This window comes from Serratia nevei, from assembly GCF_037948395.1.
Lineage (GTDB): Bacteria > Pseudomonadota > Gammaproteobacteria > Enterobacterales > Enterobacteriaceae > Serratia > Serratia nevei.
The window spans coordinates 3,877,043-3,898,914 of the sequence record NZ_CP149940.1; the positions used below are offsets into that span (position 1 = coordinate 3,877,043).

Below are 21,872 nucleotides of genomic sequence, written 5' to 3' on the forward strand. Positions count from 1 at the left end.
GCCGCCGCCGCGGTTTGTGAGCCGCCGCACTTTCGCGCGGATTGCGCCGTGGGAATAAAGAACTCTTGTCTGCTGCTGACGTCTTAGAAATGATTATTTAAGGGAAACGCCTGACTATGACCAACCGGTTGACCAAAACCGCGTTAGCGGTGCTGCTGCTCGGCACGCTGAACGCCACCGCCCTGGCGCCAGCACAGGCGGAAAGCCAAGACCAGTTGCCGGATATGGGCACCTCCGCCGGCGGCACCCTGAGCATCGGACAAGAGCTGGCGATGGGCGATTTCTACGTGCGCCAACTGCGCGCCAGCGCCCCGCTGATCAACGATCCGCTGCTGAGCCAGTACATCAACCAGCTGGGCAACCGGCTGGTGGCCAGCGCTTATTCGGTGCGCACGCCGTTCCATTTCTATCTGGTGCGCAACGACGAGATCAACGCCTTCGCCTTCTTCGGCGGCAACGTGGTGCTGCATTCCGCGTTGTTTCGCGTCAGCGACAACGAAAGCCAACTGGCTTCGGTGCTGGCGCACGAAATCTCGCACGTCACCCAGCGCCACCTGGCGCGCGCAATGGAAGACCAGCAGCGCAACGCCCCGCTGACCTGGGTGGGCGCACTCGGCTCCATCCTGCTGGCGATGGCCAACCCGACCATGGGCATGGCGGCGCTGAGCGGTACCCTGGCCGGCACCCAGCAGGGCATGATCAGTTTTACCCAGTCGAACGAACAGGAAGCCGACCGCATCGGCATTCAGGTGCTGCAGCGCGCCGGTTTCGATCCCGAAGCGATGCCCGACTTCCTGCAAAAACTCTCGGATCAGTCGCGCTATGCCTCCAAGCCGCCGGAAATGCTGCTGACGCACCCCTTGCCGGACAGCCGCCTTTCCGACGCGCGCAACCGCGCCAACCAGATGCCGAAACACATCGTGCAGTCTTCGCAGGACTACCTGATGGCCAAGGTGCGCGCACTGGGCATGTACAGCTCGGAAGGCTATGGCCTGAACGAAGAGCTGCTCGGCTCACTCAGCAAGGGCAACGTGCGCGAACAGGCGGCCGCCAAATACGGCCGCGCCATCCTGTTCTATGAAGCGAAAAAATACGACGACGCACGCAACATCATTCAACCAATGCTGGCGCAGGATGCGAAAAACGTCTGGCTGATCGACCTGATGACCGACATCGATCTCGGCCAGAAACGCGCGCCACAGGCCATCGCCCGCCTGCAGGCGGCCAACGCCGCCCAGAACAACAACCCGGTGCTGCAGCTCAACCTGGCCAATGCCTATGTCGAAGGCAACCAGCCGGCGCAGGCCTCGAAGATCCTGAACCGCTATACCTTTGCCCATCCGGACGATCCGAACGGCTGGGATCTGCTGGCGCAGGCCAGCGCCGCCCAGGGGCTGCGCGATGAAGAGCTGTCGGCCCGCGCCGAAAGCCTGGCGCTGACCGGCCGGCTCGATCAGGCCATCGGCCTGCTCAGCAATGCCAGCTCGCTGCAGAAACTCGGCAGCCTGAAACAGGCGCGCTACGATGCGCGCATCGACCAGCTGCGCCAACTGCAACAGCGCTTCCGCCAATACCAGCGCAGCTGATTCAACAAGGAATGAACGCCATGAAAAACGTCACGATTTACCACAACCCGCGCTGCTCCAAGAGCCGTGAAACCCTGGCGCTGCTGGAGCAGCACGGTGTCGATCCCAAGGTGGTGCTGTATCTTGAAACGCCCCCGTCGGCCGATGAGCTGAAAAAGCTGTTGAAAGAATTAGGCTTCACATCCGCGCGCGATCTGATGCGCAAAAAAGAAGATCTGTACAAAGAATTGAAGCTGGCGGACGACAGTCTGAGCGAAGAACAGCTGCTGGCGGCGATGACGGCGAACCCGAAACTGATCGAACGCCCGATCGTGGTGAAAGGCAGCAAGGCGCGTATCGGCCGGCCGCCGGAGCAGGTGCTGGAGATTTTATAAATTCGAATTCGGGCGCGGACTGTCGCGCCCTTTCTTTTGCGGTAGCCGCTACAGCCCCAGGATCTCTTTAACGAACGGGATGGTCAGCTTGCGCTGGGCGGTGATCGAGGCACGATCGAGCTGATCGAGGGTCATAAACAGCGTGCGCATCTCGCGATCCAGCCGTTTCAACAGGAAGCGGCCCACGTCTTCCGGCAGCTCAAAGCCGCGCAGTTTGCCGCGCAGCTGCAGCGCCAGCAGTTTCTCTTCGTCCGACAGCGGCTGCAGCTTGTAGATCTGCCCCCAGTCCAGGCGCGAAGCCAGATCCGGTAAACGCAGGTTCAGCTGGCGCGGCGGGCGATCCCCGGTGATGAACAAACGGGTGCGGCCGGTTTCCAGGATGCGGTTGTAGAGGTTGAAGATCGCCATCTCCCACTCTTCGTCGCCGGCGATGCATTCGATATTGTCGATGCAAACCAGCGCCAGCTGCTCCATGCCGTCCAACACTTCGGGCACGAAGTAAGCGCGTTTGTCGAGCGGCACATAGCCCACCGCTTCCCCCTGCTGCGAAAGCTCGGCGCAGGCCGCATGCAGCAGATGGCTGCGCCCGCCGCCTTCACGCGACCAAAAATAGATATAGCTGCCATGTTCCTGACGGACGGCGGATTGGATCGCGGCTAATAGGGATGGGTTCTCGCCCGGATAAAAACTGGCGAAAGTTTCATCATCGGGAAGATAAAGTGGCAGTGAAAGCTGTGCCGGCGTATTCAGAGAAGCACCTCAACCAAAACTGGCAGAAAAACGCGGGCAGTTTAACACAGAAAACGGGCGCTGTTGAACCGGCAGGATCTTATGCCGCAATAGTGAGCAATGCCTTAGCGCCGTTTAATCGATTGCGGCTCCCTCACCGGCAAGAATAGTCTGATATCAAACCCTAACCTCATGCCTACGCAGGTTAAATTTGTAATTTAAGTAAAACCTGACCTAGTATAGGTAGGCAAAACGCAATCACCATCAACAAGGTTTCTGCAAGGATATAGACGATGAAAGTATGGAATAAAGTGCTGTTAGCCTCCTTTATCGGGTTGTTGGTTGCCGGCTGTGATGACTCTTCCAAGGTTGACGCCAACCTGGATAAAGCCAAAGACAGCGCCGAGCAGATGAAAGACGCCGCCCAGAAAAAAGCGGACGATCTGACGGACAAGGCGAAAGCGACGGCGGATGAAATCAAAAAAGAGGCCGCCACGCAGGCTGACCAGCTGAAGGACAAAGCCTCGGCGATTAAAGATGAAGCCGCCAAACAGGCGGACGCCATCACCAACGACGCCAAGGCCAAGGCCGCCGCGATCAAGGATGACGCCGGCAAACAAAGCCAGCAGCTGGTGGATCAGGCCAAGGCCATCAAAAACGACGCCATCAACGGCGCTAACGATCTGACCGAGCAGGCCAAGGCGAAGACCGAAGCCATCAAGAACAGCGCCGAAAACAAAGCGCAAGAGTTGAAACAAGAGACCGATGCGGCGGTGAACGGCAATACGCAGCCGGCCACCCAGCAGTAAGCCATACTCAGCCACCAAGAGAGGAGCAGTAAATGGGGATTATTTCCTGGATTATCTTCGGCCTGATCGCCGGTATTTTGGCTAAGTGGATCATGCCCGGCAAAGACGGCGGCGGCTTTATCCTGACCGTTGTGCTGGGGATCATCGGCGCCGTAGTCGGCGGCTATATCAGCACCTTCTTCGGCTACGGCAAGGTTGACGGCTTCAACTTCGGCAGCTTCGTGGTAGCGGTTATCGGCGCCATCGTGGTGCTGTTCGTGTACCGCAAAATTCGCAGCTAATATGACATTGGGGAGCTGAGGCTCCCCTTTTTCACTCTTTAACTATACGTCCGTCATTAAGAATGAATGCTGTCCTACCGTCCCAAAACTCAGCAATAAAAATATCTTTCGGTTCTATGCCATGTTCACGGATAGTTTGGTTCAACCACTCCTCATCTTTACTAATCTCCTGCAGCTCATAAGGCCTGGCCCTGCCATTTTTCATAATGATAACTGAAGGCAGTTCATTTCCCTCGCATACCGCAGTTATCTGACCGCCCGGCTCAATTTGCGCATAGACAATCTCCTGAAAGGCGTGAATCCCCTGCGCATGCAGCTGTGAGGAAACGTTCAAGATGTCGATTTTATTTTTCTTGGCTAAAATATTTTCCATCAAAAAGCGGCCGTTTTTTATAATTGGTATCGGGTTGCCGATAGTGACCGAACGAAAGAAGTTGCAGTGTTTACTGATTGCATTCAACAGAGAAATTAGTCCTACACCGATAAGTAATACAACGACATACTGGTACAAGGGGATGCTGTCGCTATAGATAACGCCCCCAATAATGCCCCCGAGCACAAAGTTACCGATAAAATCCACTGGGGTCATCTGCGATAGCTGTGTCTTTCCCGACAGGTTCAGGTGGGTGATAACAATGACAAAGCCAATCACAAATTTGAGCAAAATATAGCCGTAGTACTCCATACCCTCTTTCCTTTTAACCGATGTTGTTAATGCTATCAGCTACTTTATCCCAACGGATATAATGCAGAAACACGAATAAAAAGGGCAGCCCCTGGGCTGCCCTTTTCGTTACTTCTGCTCCGCCGGTTCGTCCGGCGCGTCGAGCACCTCTTCTTCCTTGCGGAACAGGCTGATGACCTTGAACAGCAGGCTCAGACCAATGCCGACGATGGTCGCCAGCGCCATGCCTTTCAGCTCCGCCGCGCCGATATGCACCTTGGCGCCGCTCACGCCGATGATCAGGATCACCGAGGTCAGAATCAGGTTTTGCGCCTTGTTGTAATCCACTTTGGACTCGATCAGCACGCGAATGCCCGAGGCGCCGATCACGCCGTACAGCAGCAGCGAAACGCCGCCCATCACCGGCACCGGCACCGCCTGGATCGCCGCCGCCAGCTTGCCGATGCAGGACAGCAGGATAGCCAGCACCGCCGCGCCACCGATCACCCAGGTGCTGTAGACCTTGGTGATGGCCATCACGCCGATGTTCTCGCCGTAGGTGGTGTTCGGCGTGGAACCGAAGAAGCCGGAGAACACCGTCGAGATACCGTTGGCGAACATCGAACGGTGCAGCCCCGGATCGCGGATCAGGTCTTTTTTCACGATGTTGGCGGTCACCACCAAGTGGCCGACGTGCTCGGCGATCACCACCAGCGCCGCCGGCAGAATGGTGAAGATGGCGAACCACTCAAAGCGCGGGGTGTAGAAGGTCGGCAGCGCGAACCAGTGCGCCTCGCGGATCGGGGTCAAATCCACCACGCCCATGAAGAACGACAGCGCATAGCCCACCAGCACGCCGATCAGGATCGGGATAATCGCCAGGAAGCCGCGGAACAGCACCGAGCCGAGCACCGTGACCGCCAGCGTCACCAGCGAAATGGTGATGGTGGTCGAGTCGGCGCTGGTACCTTCCGCCGGTAGCAGCCCCGCCATGTTGGCCGCCACGCCCGCCAGCTCCAGCCCGATGACGGCGACGATCGCCCCCATCGCCGCCGGCGGGAACATCACGTCCAGCCAGCCGGTGCCGGCCTTTTTCACGATCAGCGCCACCAGGCAGAACAGCACGCCGCACATGATGAAACCGCCCAACGCTACTTCATAACCGAGCGGCAACAGCAGCAGCACCGGCGAGATAAACGCGAAGCTGGAACCGAGGTAGGCCGGGATCTTGCCTTTACAGATGAACAGATACAGCAGCGTGCCGATGCCGTTGAACAGCAGCACGGTCGCCGGGTTGATCTTGAACAGGATAGGCACCAGTACGGTGGCGCCGAACATGGCGAACAGGTGCTGGAAGCTGAGCGGAATGGTCTGGAGCAGCGGCGGGCGCTCGCTGACGCCGATGGCGCGACGGGTCATGTGTGCTTTTCCTCGGTTTATTGGTTTTATAGGTTTTAGTCAAAAAAAAGCCGACTCGTTAAGTCGGCTCAAATGTTTACTTGGTACCAAATATCTTGTCGCCCGCATCGCCCAGGCCAGGCACGATGTAGCCCTTGTCGTTCAGGCACTGATCGATGGAGGCGGTGTACAGCTCAACGTCCGGGTGCGCTTTCTCCAGCGCGGCGATGCCTTCCGGCGCCGCCACCAGGACCAGCACCTTGATGCTGTGGCAGCCAGCTTTCTTCAGCAGATCGATAGTGGCGATCATCGAACCGCCGGTGGCCAGCATCGGGTCGACGACCAGCGCCATGCGTTCTTCGATGTTGGAAACCAGCTTCTGGAAGTACGGCACCGGCTCCAGGGTTTCTTCGTCGCGGTAAACGCCCACCACGCTGATGCGCGCGCTCGGCACGTGCTCCAGCACCCCTTCCATCATGCCCAGGCCTGCGCGCAGGATCGGCACTACGGTAATCTTTTTCCCTTTGATCTGATCCACTTCAACTGGCCCGCACCAGCCTTCGATGGTGACTTTTTCCGTCTCCAGATCGGCGGTCGCTTCATAGGTCAGTAAACTACCCACTTCTGAGGCCAGCTCACGGAAGCGTTTGGTGCTGATGTCATTTTCGCGCATCAGGCCAAGCTTGTGTTTTACCAGCGGGTGTTTCACCTCAACGATCTTCATCATTTTTCTCCTATTAAGGTGGTTGCGGCCAAAAAAATCGCGGGATTATACCTCCTTTTTTTCGCCGCGCCACCCACAATAGCCCGATCGGGATCAACAAAAGTTTGAATATCAGTATAGATGACGAAAAAGCGGAGCCGGTTCACAAGCCGCTCGCAAACGTTTGCCTGCGCTGTTAGAATTGCCGCGCCTTATTCCGGAATCAACATCGGAAGCACAGTTTTCAAACCGCAAACCGTCGTGGGGAATCGCGCAGTGACCGACAAAACCTCTCTCAGCTATAAAGACGCAGGTGTCGATATCGATGCAGGCAACGCATTGGTAGACCGCATCAAAGGTGTAGTTAAACAGACCCGTCGCCCGGAAGTGATGGGCGGTCTGGGCGGGTTTGGCGCCCTTTGTGCGTTGCCGCAGAAATACCGCGAGCCGGTGCTGGTTTCCGGTACCGACGGCGTGGGCACCAAGCTGCGTCTGGCGATGGATCTGAAACGCCACGACACCATCGGCATCGATCTGGTGGCGATGTGCGTCAACGATCTGGTGGTTCAGGGCGCCGAGCCGCTGTTCTTCCTCGACTACTACGCGACCGGCAAGCTGGATGTGGACACCGCGGCCAGCGTGATCACCGGCATCGCCGAAGGCTGCAAACAGTCCGGCTGTGCGCTGGTGGGCGGCGAAACCGCTGAAATGCCGGGCATGTACCACGGCGAAGATTACGACGTGGCCGGTTTCTGCGTCGGCGTGGTCGAAAAATCCGAGATCATCGACGGCAGCAAAGTGCAGTCCGGCGACGCGCTGATCGCCCTGGGCGCTTCCGGCCCGCACTCCAACGGCTACTCGCTGGTGCGCAAAATCCTGGAAGTGAGCAACACCGATCCGACCGCCACCCAGCTGGAAGGCAAACCGCTGGCCGACCACCTGCTGGCGCCGACCAAGATTTACGTGAAGTCCGTGCTGGAGCTGATCGAGAAGGCGGACGTCCACGCCATCGCTCACCTCACCGGCGGCGGCTTCTGGGAAAACATTCCACGCGTGCTGCCGGAAGGCATGCAGGCGGTGATCGACGAAGCCAGCTGGCAGTGGCCAGCGGTGTTCACCTGGCTGCAGCAGGCCGGTAACGTCAGCCGTCATGAAATGTACCGCACCTTCAACTGCGGCGTAGGCATGGTCATCGCCCTGCCGGAAGCCGAAGTGGAAGCGGCCATCGCGCTGCTGACCGCGGCAGGTGAAAAAGCGTGGAAAATCGGTAAACTGACCGCCTCTTCCGACGAACAACAAGTGGTCATCAACTGATGAAAAAGATCGTGGTGTTGGTCTCCGGCCAGGGGAGCAATCTCCAGGCGCTGATTGACGCCTGCCAGCAGGGCCGCATCGCCGCCGAGATCGTGGCGGTGTTCAGCAACAAGGCGCTGGCTTATGGCCTGCAGCGCGCCGAGGCGGCGGGCATCGCCGCTCAGGCGCTGGATGCCAAGGCTTACGCCGATCGCGCGGCGTTCGACGCCGCGTTGGCGGACGCTATCGACCAGTACCAGCCCGATCTGGTGGTGCTGGCCGGCTACATGCGCATCCTCAGCCCGCAGTTCGTGCAGCGTTATGCCGGCCGCCTGCTGAACATCCACCCTTCCCTGCTGCCGAAATACCCGGGGCTGCATACTCACCGTCAGGCCATCGACAACGGCGACAGCGAACACGGCACCTCGGTGCACTTCGTGACCGAACAGCTCGACGGCGGCCCGGTGATTTTGCAGGCCAAGGTGCCGATTTTCGCTGACGACGAGGAGGATGACGTGGTTGAACGGGTGCAAACCCAGGAACACACGATCTATCCGCTGGTGGTGAGCTGGTTCGTCGATGGCCGCCTGGCAATGCGCGATGGCGCCGCCTGGCTGGACGGCGAACGCCTGCCTGAGCAGGGTCACGCCGCCGACTGAGGCGCGCAGCCTGAACCTTGCCTAAACGGTGCCCATGCGGCGCCGTTTTTTTTCGCCTTCATCCATTCTGTGAAGTTATACTTTGCACAATTTCACGGCACAGAGGAGCCCACATGTCCAGCACTGCCAGCGTCAGGTTACGCCCATTGGAACGGGACGATCTGTCGTTCGTCCACCAGATGGACAACAACGCCAGCGTCATGCGCTATTGGTTTGAAGAACCCTACGAAGCCTTTGTCGAGCTTTCCGATCTCTACGATAAACACATCCACGATCAGAGCGAGCGCCGCTTTATCATCGAGCACGAAGGCGCCAAGGTCGGCCTGGTGGAGCTGGTGGAGATCGATCACATCCACCGCCGCGCAGAGTTCCAGATCATCATCGATCCCGCCCACCAGGGCAAAGGCTACGCCAGCACCGCCGCCCGCTTGGCGATGGACTATGGCTTCTCGGTGCTGAACCTGTACAAGCTGTACCTGATCGTCGACAAGGAGAACCCGAAAGCGATCCACATCTACAGCAAGCTGGGATTCAACGTGGAAGGCGAGCTGATCGACGAGTTCTTCGTCAACGGCGAATACCGCACCGTGCTGCGCATGTGCATCTTCCAGCCGCAATATCTGGCGAAGTTCAAAACGCCCAATGATAAGCCGCTGGTGAAGTGACGCTTAGCAAGAAAAAGAGAAAACCCGCGAAAGCGGGTTTTTTATTGGAAAATAAGCGACTAGTATTAATGGATGCTATTTTATCGTCAGGAAATAGCCTGATGAATGCGGAAATAAATAATATTCAGACGAGATAATTAATCGAACAATAATTAATAGTGATAGTAAGAGTTACCCTCTGCCTCTACAAAGGAAAAATGCCATGACAACCGTCTCAAACCTGCTGCTTTTTATCGGCCTGGCGATGCTCGCCATCGCCGCCGGTCTGAATACCTATAGCGGCTACGCGCCTGCAGATCCCAATAGCACCCCGCTATTTTCCCCGCTCTGGTGGACGCGCTGGTTCCCGCTCTATGCCTCGGGGGCCGCGTTGCTGTTGGTGGGGGTGGTGTTGCGAATTTCGGCCAGAACACACTGAAGGCCACGGGCACAGTTTTCTTTTCATACGGTTTCTTGCGTTGTTATCCAACAAGTATTGTATCTACGCCGTGTCCGCACGGCCTGAAAGGCTCCCTCTTACGCCGCTGAGCCGCAAAGCTTGATGACAACGCTCGAAAGGTACCCCTGTCAGGGGAGTATATAATGGGCTCGGCATACCAACATTATCTCACTTATTATTCTTCAGGAATTTAATTTTAAATTAAGAAATCGAACACCAAAATAAAAATATAGAACCGACATCAAGCAAGAAACAAAATAGAGTTTACAAAGTCAGCTTATCAAATTAATGTAATGATTGATTGCATTGAGTTATATATTCATGAAATGAATAAAAATAAATCAAATATAAATACCAGATAATATCAGGATATCCCCTCATGCCCGAACGTGATATAGAACTATTTATTCGTGACTATGTTAATGATATTAAAAGCGGCAGCGCTGCGCTCTTTGCCGGCGCTGGGCTGTCCATACCCGCCGGCTTCGTCAGCTGGAAAGAGCTCATAAGCGATATCGCTTATGAACTGGGGTTGGACATAGAAAAAGAGAGCGACCTTATTTCTCTGGCACAATATCATCTCAATGAAAAAGGCAACCGGCATAAGATAAATCAAAAAATAATTACAGAATTCGCTGAGCAAGCGGAAGAAACAGAAAACCATCGAATCATTGCCAGATTGCCGATAGCGTCACTTTGGACTACCAACTACGACGATCTGATTGAAAAAACCTATGCCCGTTATAATCGCGTCTGCGACGTCAAAACCACGCCGGAAAGCCTGACTAATAACATTCATAAACGTGATGTGGTTTTATATAAAATGCATGGTGACTATAAAACCCCCAACCAAGCGGTTATCACCCGAGAGCAATACGAAACCTATTCCCGCTCACACCAGCCTTTTGTCAATATGCTGATGGCGGAGCTGACTGCCAAAACCTTCCTGTTTATCGGTTTCAGTTTCGAAGACCCTAACCTGCAATATGTATTGAGTCGGCTCTATGCGCAGTACGGCGAAGGGAAAAGAAACCACTACTGCATCATGCGGCGCGTCCAGCTTGGCGACAGCGGCAGCGAAGAGCAGGCGTCTTGCGATTACAACAGCCGCAAACAAGGCTTGATGATCAACGATCTTCGCCGCTACGGCATTCAAACGCTGTTGGTAAACGACTATCGCGAAATCACCGACCTGCTGTATGCCATCGAAACGCAGTTCAAGAAAAGCACGGTGTTTATCTCCGGCAGCGCCGACAACTACCAGCCCTATTCCCGTGAAGAATCCATCCAGTTCATACATCGTCTGGCGCGCCAGCTTATCCGCAAACAGTACCGCATCGTCAATGGCTTTGGCTGGGGTATAGGCACGGCGGTGATCAACGGCGCATTGGAAGCCATTTACGACAGCCAAGGAAAAATCAGCGAAAGCCAGCTGGTGCTGCGTCCTTTCCCCCAATTCGCCAGCGGCAGCATAACGCTGCCGGAGCTTTGGCACGAATACCGTCAGAACATGATTTCGCTCAGCGGCATCGCGATCTTTTTGTTCGGCAACAAACGTAACGCCGAGGACAAATACGTGCTGGCCGACGGTTTATTGAAAGAGTTCCAAATCGCCACGGAACAAGGCTGCGTCTGCATTCCTATCGGTTGTACCGGCAGCGCATCCGCCGAGATCTACAGAAAAATCAAGGAGGAGATGAAAGAAACCCTCTACCACCGCAACCCCACCGCCATGAATCTGCTGGATCAGCTTAACGAACCGGGCAGCCTGGCGGAGAAGAAAAAATGCCTGTTGGCACTTATCGATATCATTACTAAGGATAACCCCCGATGACCAGAAAATGTTTTTACAGTTTCCATTATGAGCCGGACAACTGGCGCGCTTCTCAGATACGTGAAATGGGCACGCTGGAAGGTAATCGGCCGGCCACGGATAATGATTGGGAGGAAGTTAAAAAGGGCGGTAACGACGCCATCGCTGATTGGATCAAAGGCCAGTTGGACAATCGCAGCTGCGCCGTAATTCTCGCCGGTAAAGATACCGCCAATCGTAAGTGGATCAACTTCGAAATCTGCGAGGCCTGGAAGAAAGGCATGGGCGTGCTGGTGATATATATCCATAACCTGAAAGACAGCGCCGGCGAAAAAACCCAAAAAGGCAACAACCCGTTGGATCACATCAAGCTGGGTGACGCAAAGCTTTCCACAATCGCCAAAGCCTATGATCCGCCTTATTCAACCAGCACCAATGTCTATAACCACATCAAAGAAAACCTGGCTGAGTGGGTAGAAGAAGCGATCCGCATTCGCAAAAACTACTGACACATGGGCAATTACAATGAATACAGGGGCATATATGCCCCTTTTTTAGGATATCATATATTCACAGCCGCCTTACGCCCTCCCAATCGCCGCAACAGCCAACTACGCAGCGGTTTTTCGCACACATCGCTTTCACTCAGCGGAATAAAGGCTGAATCCACATGTTCTTTCACCGCTTGCTCCTGCTGATGCCGGCAACGCGCCTGATATTCCTCTTCCTGTTGGCACAGATTCGGTTGCCATATCAACCAGAAAGCTTTGGCGCCGTTAAGCGAAACCCATTCGTCGATCGACCAGGCCACAACAAAAATCGCCATGGCGAGATAGGTTAAGAGGAAAAAGAAAAACCAGAACGTGTTGCCGGCGCTGGGTGCACTCATGCCTAAAGGCGGCACGGTAACAAAGAAACCATAAGCGATGGCAGCTAAACTCAGTATCAGGAATCCCAGCAGTCCCCGGCGCTGACGCTTCCACCGTTCGGCACTGAAAGAGAAAACACCGTTTTTCACTACACAGAGCAAAACATGACGTAAAAAGCTGTTAAGAATGGGGCTGGTTAACGGCAAAGGCGCCTTACCCAGATACTCCGTGAGTTGATGCGCGATCCAGACCGGCAGGCGAATGCCGATGCTTTCATACAGCGCCTTGATTTGCAATTGCGTGATGCCTTCCTGCGGCTTGGCTCGCAATCTCTCAATATGTGCCAACACGGAGATCCGTTTATCTGCACTGACAGCATCAAATCGGTGATTACGTCGGTTGTCTTGCCCCTTTGACCAGCGCGAGAACCACCATTTTATTACCGATATCAATACCGGCAATAATAAAGTCATCAGAGGAATAATAATTTCTTTAATATAATTATCGTCAATATTCATGCGTAACACCCTTATATTAACAGTATTATAAAATCGTTATCAGCCTGATATTTATGGTTGAATGCAAATGGTATTGCTCTGCAACGTAATAACGTTACTCAGGCAATCAGTAAACGTTCGGCTATTCTCATTTATATAGCATTAATCGGCATGAAATCGATAAAAGATATTGGTTGTCGATACCATTTTTGATTTTTCACTTCACAATATGACGGAAGCCTGAGACTTCCGTTACTTTCTCCTCACCCATACCGCCCGGTAATATAATCCTCGGTGCGCCGCTGGCGCGGCGAGGTGAAGATGGCGTCGGTGTCGTTATACTCCACCAGCCGGCCCTGATGAATAAAGGCGGTGTAGTCGGAGACTCGCGCCGCCTGCTGCATGTTGTGCGTCACCAGCACCACGCTGTAACGCTGTTTCAGCGCGGAAATCAGCTCTTCGATGGTCAGCGTGGAGATCGGATCCAGCGCCGAGGTCGGCTCGTCGAGCAGCAATACCTCCGGCTCGATGGCGATGGCGCGCGCGATCACCAGGCGCTGCTGCTGGCCGCTGGACAAGCGGAACGCATTTTCACGCAGCCGATCCTTCACCTCATGCCACAGCGCGGCGGCGCGCAGCGAACGCTCCACCGCCTCATCCAGCAAGCGCCGGTCGCGCACGCCCTGCAGCCGGAGGCCGTACACCACGTTTTCATAGATCGATTTCGGGAACGGGTTCGGCCGCTGGAACACCATGCCCACCCGCCGCCGCAGCGCCGCCACGTCGATCTGTGCCCCGGAGATCGCCGCGCCGTTCAGCTGCAGCTCGCCCTCGATGCGGCAGTTGTCCACCAGATCGTTCATGCGGTTGAAACAGCGCAGCAGCGTCGATTTACCGCAGCCCGAGGGACCGATCAGGGCCGTCACCCGGTGCTTCGGGATACGCAGCGAAATATCGTGCAGCACCTGTTTATCGCCATAAAACAGGTTCAGGCCGTTGACCGCCAGCGCGGTCTGTTCATCGTCGAGATGCTGGACATCCAGCCGGGGCAAACTGCCTGGCGTCATCAAACCCATTACGCACTCCCCAAAAATAGCGTCATTGTTACTGCGACCATGCTCGGTACCGCTCCCTCAACGAATGGCGGATACCCATCGCCGCCAGATTCAAACTCACCACGATCGTCACCAGCAGGAAGGCGGTGGCGAACACCAGCGGCCGCGCCGCCTCTACGCTCGGGCTCTGGAATGCCATATCGTAGATCTGGAAGCTCAAATGCATAAACTTCCGCTCCAGGTGCAGATACGGGAAAATCTCGTCCACCGGCAGCACCGGCACCGATTTCACTACCCCCACCAGCATCAGCGGCGCGGTCTCCCCGGCGGCGCGCGCCACCGCCAGAATCAGGCCGGTCATCATCGCCGGCGCCGCCATCGGCAGCACGATGCGCCACAGCGTCTCGGCCCGGCTGGCACCCAGCGCCATCGAGCCCTGCCGCAGCGAGGTGGGAATGCGCGACAGCCCTTCCTCGGTGGCGACTATCACCACCGGCAGCGTCAGCAGCGCCAGCGTCAGCGCCGCCCACAGCACGCCGGGCGTGCCGAAGGTCGGGTTGGGCAAGGATTCAGGATAGAACAGCTGGTCGAGCGTGCCGCCTATCATATAAACGAAAAAGCCGAGGCCGAAGACGCCATAGACGATCGAGGGCACGCCGGCCAGGTTGACCACCGCAATGCGGATCACCCGCGTCAGCAGATTGTTGCCGGCATACTCGTGCAGATATACCGCCGCGATCACGCCAAACGGCATCACTACGATCGACATCAGGATCACCATCAACACCGTGCCAAAAATGGCCGGGAACACCCCGCCTTCGGTGTTCGCCTCACGCGGGCTGTCGGTGAGGAACTTCTTCACCTGCTCGCCCCAGTGCGCCAGCTTCTCGGTGGTGTTCATGGCGTTCGGGTACCAGGCATCGCGCACCTGGCTGAGCGGAATGGTCAACGTCTGGCCGTGCATGTCGCGCAGCAGCAGCGCATCGCGCTGGCGATCGCGGTTCAGCCCCGTCAGGCGTTCGGACAGCAGCTGGTATTGCCGCTGTAACTCCAGCCGCTCGGCCTTGATGGCGTCCTGCGCACGGGCGTCCAGCTTATCGTCGCGCTGCAGGCGCTTTTCCCGCAGCCGCAGCGCGTCAAACTGCTGATTGATGCGCGCCATATCGCGGAATTGAATATCGTGCGCCTGACGCGAGAGCGCGGCGATTTGCGGCAGCCGCTGCTGCAACGCCTGCCCCAGATTGCGGCCGGTCAGCGGTTGCCCATCCTCCAGCAGCCCCGCCAGATAGCCGTAGGCGGTACCGTGGCTGTCGCGCTCCAGTACCAGCAGGCCGCGCGGCGTGCTTTGGCTGCGGATGTCGCTGGCCAGCAGCGTGCGAAAATCCTGCCCCTCGCGCTCGCGGTTACCGACCTTGATCAGATAGCGTTCGACGTTTTGCGCCTCGCCCGGCGGCGTCACGCCCGCTTCCGTCAGCTGGCGGCGCGAAATGCTTTGCTGCTGATACAGCTCGCCGATCACCGTCACCGGCCCGGCGCCGTTCTGATTCAGCTCAAACTGATAAACCGGGCTCGGCCAGAAATAACGCATCCCTTGCCCAGCCAGCAGCAACAGAATGCCGATCAGCGCCAACAGGCTGACGGCCACCGAACCGGCGGTCAGCCAAATCCACGGCGAGCCGCTCTTCACCCAGTTCTTCATGGTGCCTCCTGATTCGGCGTGTAGCGCTTGCGCAGCCGCAGGCGCACCGCCTCCGCCAGCGTGTTGAACACGAAGGTGAAGACAAACAGCACCAGCGCGGTCAGGAACAGCACGCGGTAATGGCTACTGCCGGAGACCGCCTCCGGCATCTCGATGGCGATGTTGGCCGCCAGCGCCCGCAGCCCCTGGAACAGGCTGCCGTCGATAATCGGCGTATTGCCGGTGGCCATCAGCACGATCATGGTTTCCCCCACCGCGCGGCCAAAGCCGATCATCAGCGCGGAGAAAATGCCGGCGCTGGCGGAAGGCAGCACCACCTTGATCACCGTCTGCCATTGGGTGGCGCCCAGCGCCAAAGAGCCCTGGCTCAGGGTGGCCGGCACGCTGAACAACGCGTCCTCCGCCAGCGAGAAGATGATCGGCACCAGCGCGAAGCCCATCGCCACGCCCACCACCAGCGCATTGCGCTGGTCGTAATTATCCCCCAGCCAGAAATGCAGCGGCTCACCGAACAGCGCCACCTCCAGCCGCGGCCCCAGGCTGAGCGCCAGCCACACCGTCAACGCCAGCAGCGGCAACAGCAACAGCAGATCGACACCCGGCCGGCAACGCGGCATAAAGCGATGGGTCAACGCGCCGCACAGCAGTACCGCCGCCGCCAGCAGCAGCGGCAACGCCAGCACCGCCAACAGATACTGCTCGATGATCGGCGCCAGCCAAATGCCGGCCACCAGCCCGATCACCACCGTCGGCAGCGCGCCCATCACTTCGATAGCCGGTTTGATCACCCGCCGCAGCCCCGGCGTCATAAAGTAAGCGGTATAGATGGCGCCGGCCAGCGCCAGGGGAATAGCGAACAGCATCGCGTAAGCCGCCGCCTTGAAGGTGCCGAAGATCACCGGCATCAGGCTGAATTTGGGTTGGTAACTGTCTTCGCCGGAGGTGGACTGCCAAACATAGGCCGGCTGCGGGTAGTTCTCATACCACACCTTGCCCCACAGCGAACGCCAGGTAACGTCCGGATACGGGTTGTCGAGCGCATAGCGCTGCCAGCCCTGCGCGCTCTCCAGCAGCAGGCCATCGCCGCGCGGCGCAAACGCCATCTGCTGCACCTCGGCGCCCAAACGGGTATTCAGCAGCGGCTGCGGTTGAATGGTGGAGAACAGCGAGAAGCCGCCATCGGGCCGCAGGGTGGCGAACACCCGGCGATAGGGCTCAGCCACCGTCAGCTCCTGCCCGTCGGCGCCATGGTCGAAATGCTGCACCGGCGTCAGGCGCCAGCGCTGCTCTTTTTCTACTTCGAACCACTCGCGCAGATTGCCGTCGGCGCCCTTGATCAGCAGCGCGCTGCCGCCGGGCAGCGCCGTCATCTGATACGGGGCATGTTCGCCAAGGGTGCGCGTTTCACGCAGCTGCAGCTGCGCGCCGTCGATCTGATAACGCGCCAGCCGGTTGCCGGTCAGCAGGTAAAGCTGGCGGCCATCCGGCGTCAGCACCAGTTGTTCTGCATCCTGTTCCAGCGGCCGCTCGCTGAACTGCGGCGGCCGGTCAGGGCTGAAACGGCCGAACACCAGCCGCCGATCGTCGGTCACCCCAGCCAGCAGATACTGCCCGCGATGGGCATCCGCCAGCGACAGCAGTTTCAGCGGCTTGCGCTGCGGATCCAGCGCCAACGGCTGCTGCCCGAGCGGGAACAACCACTGCGGCCGGCCGTTTTCCGCCGTCGCGAAATCCGCGCGCGTCACCACTAACCGGCCGTCGGCCTGCGCCAGCGCAAACAGATCGCGCTCTCCGGCGGCCTGGGCAAGCAGCGCCGGTTTGGCCAGCAGCGTCTGCTGCGCCAGCGGCGCCTGGGGCTGGCCGTTCGGTGCCGGGGTCAGGCGATAAAACTGCCCCGCGCCCTGCGCGTCGATGCGGTAACCGACGCGCTGCTGCACATCCATGCCCAGCGCCAGCGCCGGGGCCGACGCCGCGATCGGCAGTGGCTGCGCCTGGCCGAGCGAGGCCGGTTTAAACAGCGGCAGCACGGCAAACAGCAAATAGACGAAGATCAGCATCAACGTCATCAGCACCATCAGCCCGCTGGCGGTTACTGCCGCCTGCACGCCGCGGTCGATGCGCCCGCGCATGCGATCTCGGGGATGTTGATTGGCCGTCGTCTGTGTCATGTGTCTCGCTGTCGCTGATGTAATCGGGCTTGCGCCGTAAGATAACCGGGCATCTTATGTCAGTTTTATGACGTTTGCATGACAAAGTTACCCACCATAACCCAGGTTTTTTACACTGCAAACAGACAATATGGCGTTGATATATTGCTGAAAAATGAACGCAAACACGCTTAATATCACCAAGAATAAGCCTGCTAACCTTCATTTCATGCTGCTCATTCCCCCCCCTGCGCCCTGCATCGGCGAAAATTTATTGCCGCCAAAAAACGCCGCGCGCCAACGCAATGGATATGTTGGACTTTCCTGTCAATCTCTCGCAATAATGATGAAGGACACTAGAGCGGCATCCGGGCGCTGCGTCCCGGATCCTATTCTAAATTTGAACTGGAGTGGCAATGGGTCAGGAAAAGCTCTACATCGAAAAAGAACTAAGCTGGTTATCCTTTAATGAACGCGTGTTGCAGGAAGCCGCAGATAAGAGCAATCCCCTGATTGAACGTATGCGTTTTCTGGGCATTTACTCCAACAACCTCGACGAGTTCTATAAAGTCCGCTTCGCCGATCTCAAACGGCGCATCCTGATCAGCGAAGAGCAAGGCTCCGCCGGCGCCTCGCGCCACCTGCTGAAAAAGATCCAGGCCAAGGTGCTGAAAACCGATCAGGAGTTCGACGGCCTGTACAACGATCTGCTGCTGGAAATGGCGCGCAATCAGATCTTCCTGATCAACGAACGCCAGGTGTCCGAGAACCAGCAAATCTGGCTGCGGCAATATTTCAAACAGCATCTGCGCCAGCACATCACGCCGATCCTGATCAACCACGACACCAACCTGGTGCAGTTCCTGAAAGACGATTACACCTACCTGGCGGTGGAGATCATTCGCGGCGCGCGCATCGACTATGCGCTGCTGGAGATCCCGTCCGACAAGGTGCCGCGCTTCGTCAATCTGCCGCCGGAAGCGCCGCGCCGCCGTAAGCCGATGATCCTGCTGGACAACATTCTGCGCTACTGCCTGGACGATATCTTCAAGGGCTTCTTCGACTACGACGCGCTCAACGCCTACTCGATGAAAATGACCCGCGACGCGGAGTACGATCTGGTCACCGAAATGGAATCCAGCCTGCTGGAACTGATGTCCTCCAGCCTGAAACAGCGCCTGACCGCCGAGCCGGTGCGCTTCGTGTATCAGCGCGACATGCCGAACGAAATGGTGGAGCTGCTGCGCGGCAAGCTGGGCATCTCCAACTATGATTCGGTGATCGCCGGCGGCCGCTACCACAATTTCAAAGATTTCATCAGTTTCCCGAACGTCGGCAAGGCCAACCTGGTCAACAAGCCGCTGCCGCGCCTGCGCCACATCTGGTTCGACGGTTTCCGCAACGGCTTCGACGCCATTCGCGAAAAAGACGTGCTGCTCTACTACCCGTACCATACCTTCGAGCACGTGCTGGAGCTGCTGCGCCAGGCGTCGTTCGATCCGAGCGTGTTGGCTATCAAGATCAACATCTACCGGGTGGCGAAAGATTCGCGCATCATCGAATCGATGATCCACGCCGCGCACAACGGCAAAAAGGTCACGGTGGTGGTCGAGCTGCAGGCGCGCTTCGACGAAGAGGCCAACATTCACTGGGCGAAGCGCCTGACCGAAGCCGGCGTACACGTGATCTTCTCGGCGCCGGGCCTGAAAATCCACGCCAAGCTGTTCCTGATTTCGCGCCGTGAAGGTGATGAAATTGTGCGCTATGCTCATATCGGTACCGGCAACTTTAACGAAAAAACCGCGCGCATCTACACCGACTATTCGCTGTTGACCGCCGACTCACGCATCACCAACGAGGTACGCCGGGTATTCAACTTTATCGAGAACCCCTACCGGCCGGTCACCTTCGACAACCTGATGGTGTCGCCGCAGAACTCGCGCCTGAAACTGTATGAGCTGATTGACAACGAAATCGCCAACGCCCAGGCCGGGGAACAGGCCGGCATTATGTTGAAAATAAATAATCTGGTGGATAAAGGGCTGGTAGATCGGTTATATACCGCGTCCGGCGCCGGCGTGAAGATCCGCCTGCTGGTGCGGGGCATGTGTTCCCTGATTCCCAACCTGCCGGGGATCAGCGACAATATTCAGGTGATCAGCATCGTCGATCGCTTTTTGGAACACGATCGGGTGTACGTTTTCGACAATAAAGGTGACAAACGGGTGTATCTGTCCTCCGCCGACTGGATGACCCGCAACATAGATTACCGTATCGAAGTGGCGGTATCGCTGCTGGATCCGGCGCTGAAACAGCGCGTTCTGGACATCCTGGAGATCCTGTTCAGCGATACGGTCAAGGCCCGTTATGTGGATAAAGAACTGAGCAACCAGTACGTGCCGCGCGGCAACCGCCGCAAAGTGCGTGCCCAGGTGGCTATTTACGAGTATTTAAAAGCTCTGGAACAACCAGGACAGTAGGCCAGCAACTATGCCGCTAAAAAACACTGCAACGAACAAACCGCAGGAAATCGCCGCCATCGACCTCGGGTCGAACAGTTTCCATATGGTGATCGCCCGCGTCGTCAACGGCGCCTTACAGGTATTGGGCCGTTTAAAACAGCGGGTGCATCTCGCCGACGGATTGGACAGCAACAACGTACTCAGTGAAGAGGCGATAGAACGCGGCCTGGCCTGTCTGGCCCTGTTTGCCGAACGGCTGCAGGGCTTCCCGGCGGATAACGTCACCATCGTCGGGACGCACACCCTGCGTCAGGCGGTGAACGCCGAAGTGTTCCTCAAGCGCGCCGCCAAAGTGATCCCCTACCCGATAGAAATCATCGCCGGTCAGGAAGAAGCACGTTTGATCTTCATGGGCGTGGAGCACACTCAGCCGGAGAAAGGCCGCAAGCTGGTGATCGACATCGGCGGCGGCTCCACCGAGCTGGTGATCGGCGAAGACTTCGAGCCGCTGCTGGCGGAAAGCCGCCGCATGGGCTGCGTCAGCTTCGCCCAGCTGTTCTTCCCGGGCGGCGAGATCAGCAAAAACAACTTCCGCCGCGCGCGGCTGGCGGCGGCGCAGAAGCTGGAAACGCTGGCCTGGCAGTACCGCATTCAGGGCTGGCAGTATGCGCTGGGCGCTTCGGGCACCATCAAGGCCGCCCACGAAGTGCTGGTGGCGATGGGGGAAAAAGACGGTCTCATCACCCTGGATCGCCTGGAAATGCTCGCCGAGCAGGTGCTGCAGTTCAAAAGCTTCAGCTCGCTGAGCCTGCCGGGGCTGTCGGAAGACCGCCAATCGGTGTTCGTGCCGGGGCTGGCTATTCTGTGCGGCGTGTTCGATGCGCTGGCGATCCGCGATCTGCGCCTGTCCGATGGCGCGCTGCGCGAAGGCGTGCTGTATGAAATGGAAGGCCGTTTCCGCCACCAGGACATCCGCAGCCGCACCGCCAAGAGCCTGGCCGATCACTACAACATCGACCGCGAACAGGCCAAGCGGGTGCTGGAAACCACCGAGCTGCTCTACTCGCAGTGGATGGCGCAAAACACCAAGCTGGCGCACCCGCAGCTGGAGGCCCTGCTGAAATGGGCCGCCATGCTGCACGAGGTGGGGCTGAGCATCAACCACAGCGGCATGCATCGCCATTCGGCCTACATTCTGCAAAACTCCAACCTGCCTGGCTTCAACCAGGAACAGCAGTTGCTGCTGGCGGCGCTGGTGCGCTTCCACCGCAAGGCGATCAAGCTGGAAGAGTTGCCGCGCCTCAACCTGTTCAAGAAGAAACACTACCTGCCGCTGATCCAGCTGCTGCGTCTGAGCACCCTGCTCAACAACCAGCGTCAGTCGACCACCACGCCGGAAACGCTGCGCCTGACCACCGACGACAACCACTGGACGCTGCGCTTCCCGGCCGGCTACCTGGCGCAGAACAACCTGGTGCAGCTCGATTTCGAACGCGAGCAGGCCTACTGGAACGACGTCGTCGGCTGGAAGCTGCTGATCGACGAAGAAGGCTCGCAAGACGAACAGCGCTCCGCCTGATCCCCCCGCCCCCTGCCAGACAGGGGGTTTTTCTTTCCGCCCTCGCCCCGACAACCTAAACGAAACCCTAATGCGCCGTGCCGCACGCCGGAAAAAAATGGACAACTTTTGTCATCAGCGCCTAAAATCCGGTTACAAATTCTCGAGCGAA

At 57.6% G+C, this 21,872-nt stretch carries 20 protein-coding genes; 12 read left to right on the top strand and 8 right to left on the bottom strand.

What is annotated here, in order from left to right:
* Positions 1-116 precede the first annotated feature (116 nt).
* Positions 117-1,586, top strand: a complete 1,470-nt coding sequence (locus tag V8N38_RS18675; protein ID WP_038873698.1) for a tetratricopeptide repeat protein — start codon at positions 117-119, stop codon at positions 1,584-1,586.
* Between the two features lie 20 nt (positions 1,587-1,606).
* Positions 1,607-1,960: an arsenate reductase (glutaredoxin) gene (gene arsC / locus V8N38_RS18680; protein ID WP_033648817.1), complete on the top strand. Its 354-nt coding sequence runs from the start codon at positions 1,607-1,609 to the stop codon at positions 1,958-1,960.
* Positions 1,961-2,008: 48 nt separating this feature from the next.
* Here arsC and hda read toward each other — a convergent pair whose 3' ends face one another.
* Positions 2,009-2,710, bottom strand: a complete 702-nt coding sequence (gene hda / locus V8N38_RS18685) for a DnaA inactivator Hda (RefSeq protein ID WP_048325292.1) — start codon at positions 2,708-2,710, stop codon at positions 2,009-2,011.
* Between the two features lie 272 nt (positions 2,711-2,982).
* Here hda and V8N38_RS18690 point away from each other — a divergent pair, with 272 nt between their 5' ends.
* Together V8N38_RS18690 and V8N38_RS18695 are read left to right on the top strand one after the other, a co-directional pair.
* A complete protein-coding gene (locus V8N38_RS18690) occupies positions 2,983-3,498 on the top strand; it encodes a hypothetical protein (RefSeq protein WP_019452428.1) in 516 nt (171 codons plus the stop codon).
* Positions 3,499-3,530: 32 nt separating this feature from the next.
* Positions 3,531-3,779: a GlsB/YeaQ/YmgE family stress response membrane protein gene (locus V8N38_RS18695; RefSeq protein ID WP_016926728.1), complete on the top strand. Its 249-nt coding sequence runs from the start codon at positions 3,531-3,533 to the stop codon at positions 3,777-3,779.
* 31 nt (positions 3,780-3,810) lie between these two features.
* Here the strand turns inward: V8N38_RS18695 and V8N38_RS18700 are convergent, their stop codons facing one another.
* The 3 genes from V8N38_RS18700 to upp all read right to left on the bottom strand — a co-directional run bounded on the left by V8N38_RS18700 (position 3,811) and on the right by upp (position 6,565).
* Positions 3,811-4,464, bottom strand: a complete 654-nt coding sequence (locus tag V8N38_RS18700) for a DUF421 domain-containing protein (protein WP_060424830.1) — start codon at positions 4,462-4,464, stop codon at positions 3,811-3,813.
* A gap of 108 nt (positions 4,465-4,572) precedes the next feature.
* Positions 4,573-5,862, bottom strand: coding sequence for a uracil permease (uraA, locus tag V8N38_RS18705; protein WP_021504398.1), 1,290 nt, complete (start codon positions 5,860-5,862; stop codon positions 4,573-4,575).
* A 76-nt stretch (positions 5,863-5,938) separates the two neighbouring features.
* Complete coding sequence (gene upp / locus V8N38_RS18710) at positions 5,939-6,565, bottom strand: uracil phosphoribosyltransferase (RefSeq protein ID WP_004941642.1); 627 nt, start codon at positions 6,563-6,565, stop codon at positions 5,939-5,941.
* A gap of 255 nt (positions 6,566-6,820) precedes the next feature.
* Here upp and purM point away from each other — a divergent pair, with 255 nt between their 5' ends.
* From purM to V8N38_RS18740, 6 genes are all read left to right on the top strand, one after another.
* Positions 6,821-7,858, top strand: coding sequence for a phosphoribosylformylglycinamidine cyclo-ligase (purM, locus tag V8N38_RS18715; RefSeq protein WP_025303843.1), 1,038 nt, complete (start codon positions 6,821-6,823; stop codon positions 7,856-7,858).
* On the top strand, positions 7,858-8,496 hold the full coding sequence (purN, locus tag V8N38_RS18720) for a phosphoribosylglycinamide formyltransferase (RefSeq protein ID WP_070913892.1): 639 nt from the start codon (positions 7,858-7,860) through the stop codon (positions 8,494-8,496). The genes purM and purN overlap by 1 nt, the downstream gene beginning before the upstream one ends.
* 113 nt (positions 8,497-8,609) lie before the next feature.
* Complete coding sequence (gene speG / locus V8N38_RS18725; RefSeq protein WP_004941631.1) at positions 8,610-9,161, top strand: spermidine N1-acetyltransferase; 552 nt, start codon at positions 8,610-8,612, stop codon at positions 9,159-9,161.
* A 202-nt stretch (positions 9,162-9,363) separates the two neighbouring features.
* Positions 9,364-9,579 carry a hypothetical protein gene (locus V8N38_RS18730; protein ID WP_060424836.1) on the top strand — a complete coding sequence of 72 codons (216 nt, stop codon included), beginning with the start codon at positions 9,364-9,366 and terminating at the stop codon, positions 9,577-9,579.
* 400 nt (positions 9,580-9,979) lie between these two features.
* The gene (locus tag V8N38_RS18735) at positions 9,980-11,434 is read left to right on the top strand and encodes an SIR2 family protein (RefSeq protein ID WP_147840168.1); all 1,455 of its coding nucleotides are present in this window, start codon (positions 9,980-9,982) and stop codon (positions 11,432-11,434) included.
* On the top strand, positions 11,431-11,922 hold the full coding sequence (locus V8N38_RS18740) for a TIR domain-containing protein (RefSeq protein WP_060424839.1): 492 nt from the start codon (positions 11,431-11,433) through the stop codon (positions 11,920-11,922). The genes V8N38_RS18735 and V8N38_RS18740 overlap by 4 nt, the downstream gene beginning before the upstream one ends.
* A 53-nt stretch (positions 11,923-11,975) precedes the next feature.
* Here the strand turns inward: V8N38_RS18740 and V8N38_RS18745 are convergent, their stop codons facing one another.
* From V8N38_RS18745 to V8N38_RS18760, 4 genes are all read right to left on the bottom strand, one after another.
* Complete coding sequence (locus V8N38_RS18745) at positions 11,976-12,800, bottom strand: hypothetical protein (RefSeq protein WP_147840169.1); 825 nt, start codon at positions 12,798-12,800, stop codon at positions 11,976-11,978.
* A gap of 242 nt (positions 12,801-13,042) precedes the next feature.
* Positions 13,043-13,855 (bottom strand): phosphate ABC transporter ATP-binding protein PstB, encoded by an 813-nt coding sequence (pstB, locus tag V8N38_RS18750; protein ID WP_004941613.1) that lies wholly within the window; start codon positions 13,853-13,855, stop codon positions 13,043-13,045.
* A 28-nt stretch (positions 13,856-13,883) separates the two neighbouring features.
* Entirely contained in the window at positions 13,884-15,533 is a 1,650-nt protein-coding gene (gene pstA / locus V8N38_RS18755; RefSeq protein ID WP_147840170.1) for a phosphate ABC transporter permease PstA, read from the bottom strand.
* Positions 15,530-17,701, bottom strand: a complete 2,172-nt coding sequence (locus V8N38_RS18760) for an ABC transporter permease subunit (RefSeq protein ID WP_147840171.1) — start codon at positions 17,699-17,701, stop codon at positions 15,530-15,532. Before V8N38_RS18760 ends, pstA begins: the two co-directional genes overlap by 4 nt.
* 395 nt (positions 17,702-18,096) lie before the next feature.
* On the opposite strand from V8N38_RS18760, the gene ppk1 reads away from it, so the two are divergent.
* Positions 18,097-20,160: a polyphosphate kinase 1 gene (ppk1, locus tag V8N38_RS18765; protein WP_033648827.1), complete on the top strand. Its 2,064-nt coding sequence runs from the start codon at positions 18,097-18,099 to the stop codon at positions 20,158-20,160.
* A gap of 10 nt (positions 20,161-20,170) precedes the next feature.
* Positions 20,171-21,721 carry an exopolyphosphatase gene (ppx, locus tag V8N38_RS18770; protein ID WP_049200673.1) on the top strand — a complete coding sequence of 517 codons (1,551 nt, stop codon included), beginning with the start codon at positions 20,171-20,173 and terminating at the stop codon, positions 21,719-21,721.
* The last annotated feature ends 151 nt before the right edge of the window (positions 21,722-21,872 follow it).

What these genes read in the sequence shown, in the direction of transcription:
- V8N38_RS18675 (WP_038873698.1), top strand. Translation starts at nt 117, where the DNA reads ATGACCAACCGGTTGACCAAAACCGCGTTAGCGGTGCTGCTGCTCGGC.
- arsC (WP_033648817.1), top strand. Translation starts at nt 1,607, where the DNA reads ATGAAAAACGTCACGATTTACCACAACCCGCGCTGCTCCAAGAGCCGT.
- V8N38_RS18690 (WP_019452428.1), top strand. Translation starts at nt 2,983, where the DNA reads ATGAAAGTATGGAATAAAGTGCTGTTAGCCTCCTTTATCGGGTTGTTG.
- V8N38_RS18695 (WP_016926728.1), top strand. Translation starts at nt 3,531, where the DNA reads ATGGGGATTATTTCCTGGATTATCTTCGGCCTGATCGCCGGTATTTTG.
- V8N38_RS18700 (WP_060424830.1), bottom strand. Translation starts at nt 4,464, where the DNA reads ATGGAGTACTACGGCTATATTTTGCTCAAATTTGTGATTGGCTTTGTC.
- uraA (WP_021504398.1), bottom strand. Translation starts at nt 5,862, where the DNA reads ATGACCCGTCGCGCCATCGGCGTCAGCGAGCGCCCGCCGCTGCTCCAG.
- upp (WP_004941642.1), bottom strand. Translation starts at nt 6,565, where the DNA reads ATGAAGATCGTTGAGGTGAAACACCCGCTGGTAAAACACAAGCTTGGC.
- purN (WP_070913892.1), top strand. Translation starts at nt 7,858, where the DNA reads ATGAAAAAGATCGTGGTGTTGGTCTCCGGCCAGGGGAGCAATCTCCAG.
- speG (WP_004941631.1), top strand. Translation starts at nt 8,610, where the DNA reads ATGTCCAGCACTGCCAGCGTCAGGTTACGCCCATTGGAACGGGACGAT.
- V8N38_RS18730 (WP_060424836.1), top strand. Translation starts at nt 9,364, where the DNA reads ATGACAACCGTCTCAAACCTGCTGCTTTTTATCGGCCTGGCGATGCTC.
- V8N38_RS18735 (WP_147840168.1), top strand. Translation starts at nt 9,980, where the DNA reads ATGCCCGAACGTGATATAGAACTATTTATTCGTGACTATGTTAATGAT.
- V8N38_RS18740 (WP_060424839.1), top strand. Translation starts at nt 11,431, where the DNA reads ATGACCAGAAAATGTTTTTACAGTTTCCATTATGAGCCGGACAACTGG.
- V8N38_RS18745 (WP_147840169.1), bottom strand. Translation starts at nt 12,800, where the DNA reads ATGAATATTGACGATAATTATATTAAAGAAATTATTATTCCTCTGATG.
- pstB (WP_004941613.1), bottom strand. Translation starts at nt 13,855, where the DNA reads ATGGGTTTGATGACGCCAGGCAGTTTGCCCCGGCTGGATGTCCAGCAT.
- pstA (WP_147840170.1), bottom strand. Translation starts at nt 15,533, where the DNA reads ATGAAGAACTGGGTGAAGAGCGGCTCGCCGTGGATTTGGCTGACCGCC.
- V8N38_RS18760 (WP_147840171.1), bottom strand. Translation starts at nt 17,701, where the DNA reads ATGACACAGACGACGGCCAATCAACATCCCCGAGATCGCATGCGCGGG.
- ppk1 (WP_033648827.1), top strand. Translation starts at nt 18,097, where the DNA reads ATGGGTCAGGAAAAGCTCTACATCGAAAAAGAACTAAGCTGGTTATCC.
- ppx (WP_049200673.1), top strand. Translation starts at nt 20,171, where the DNA reads ATGCCGCTAAAAAACACTGCAACGAACAAACCGCAGGAAATCGCCGCC.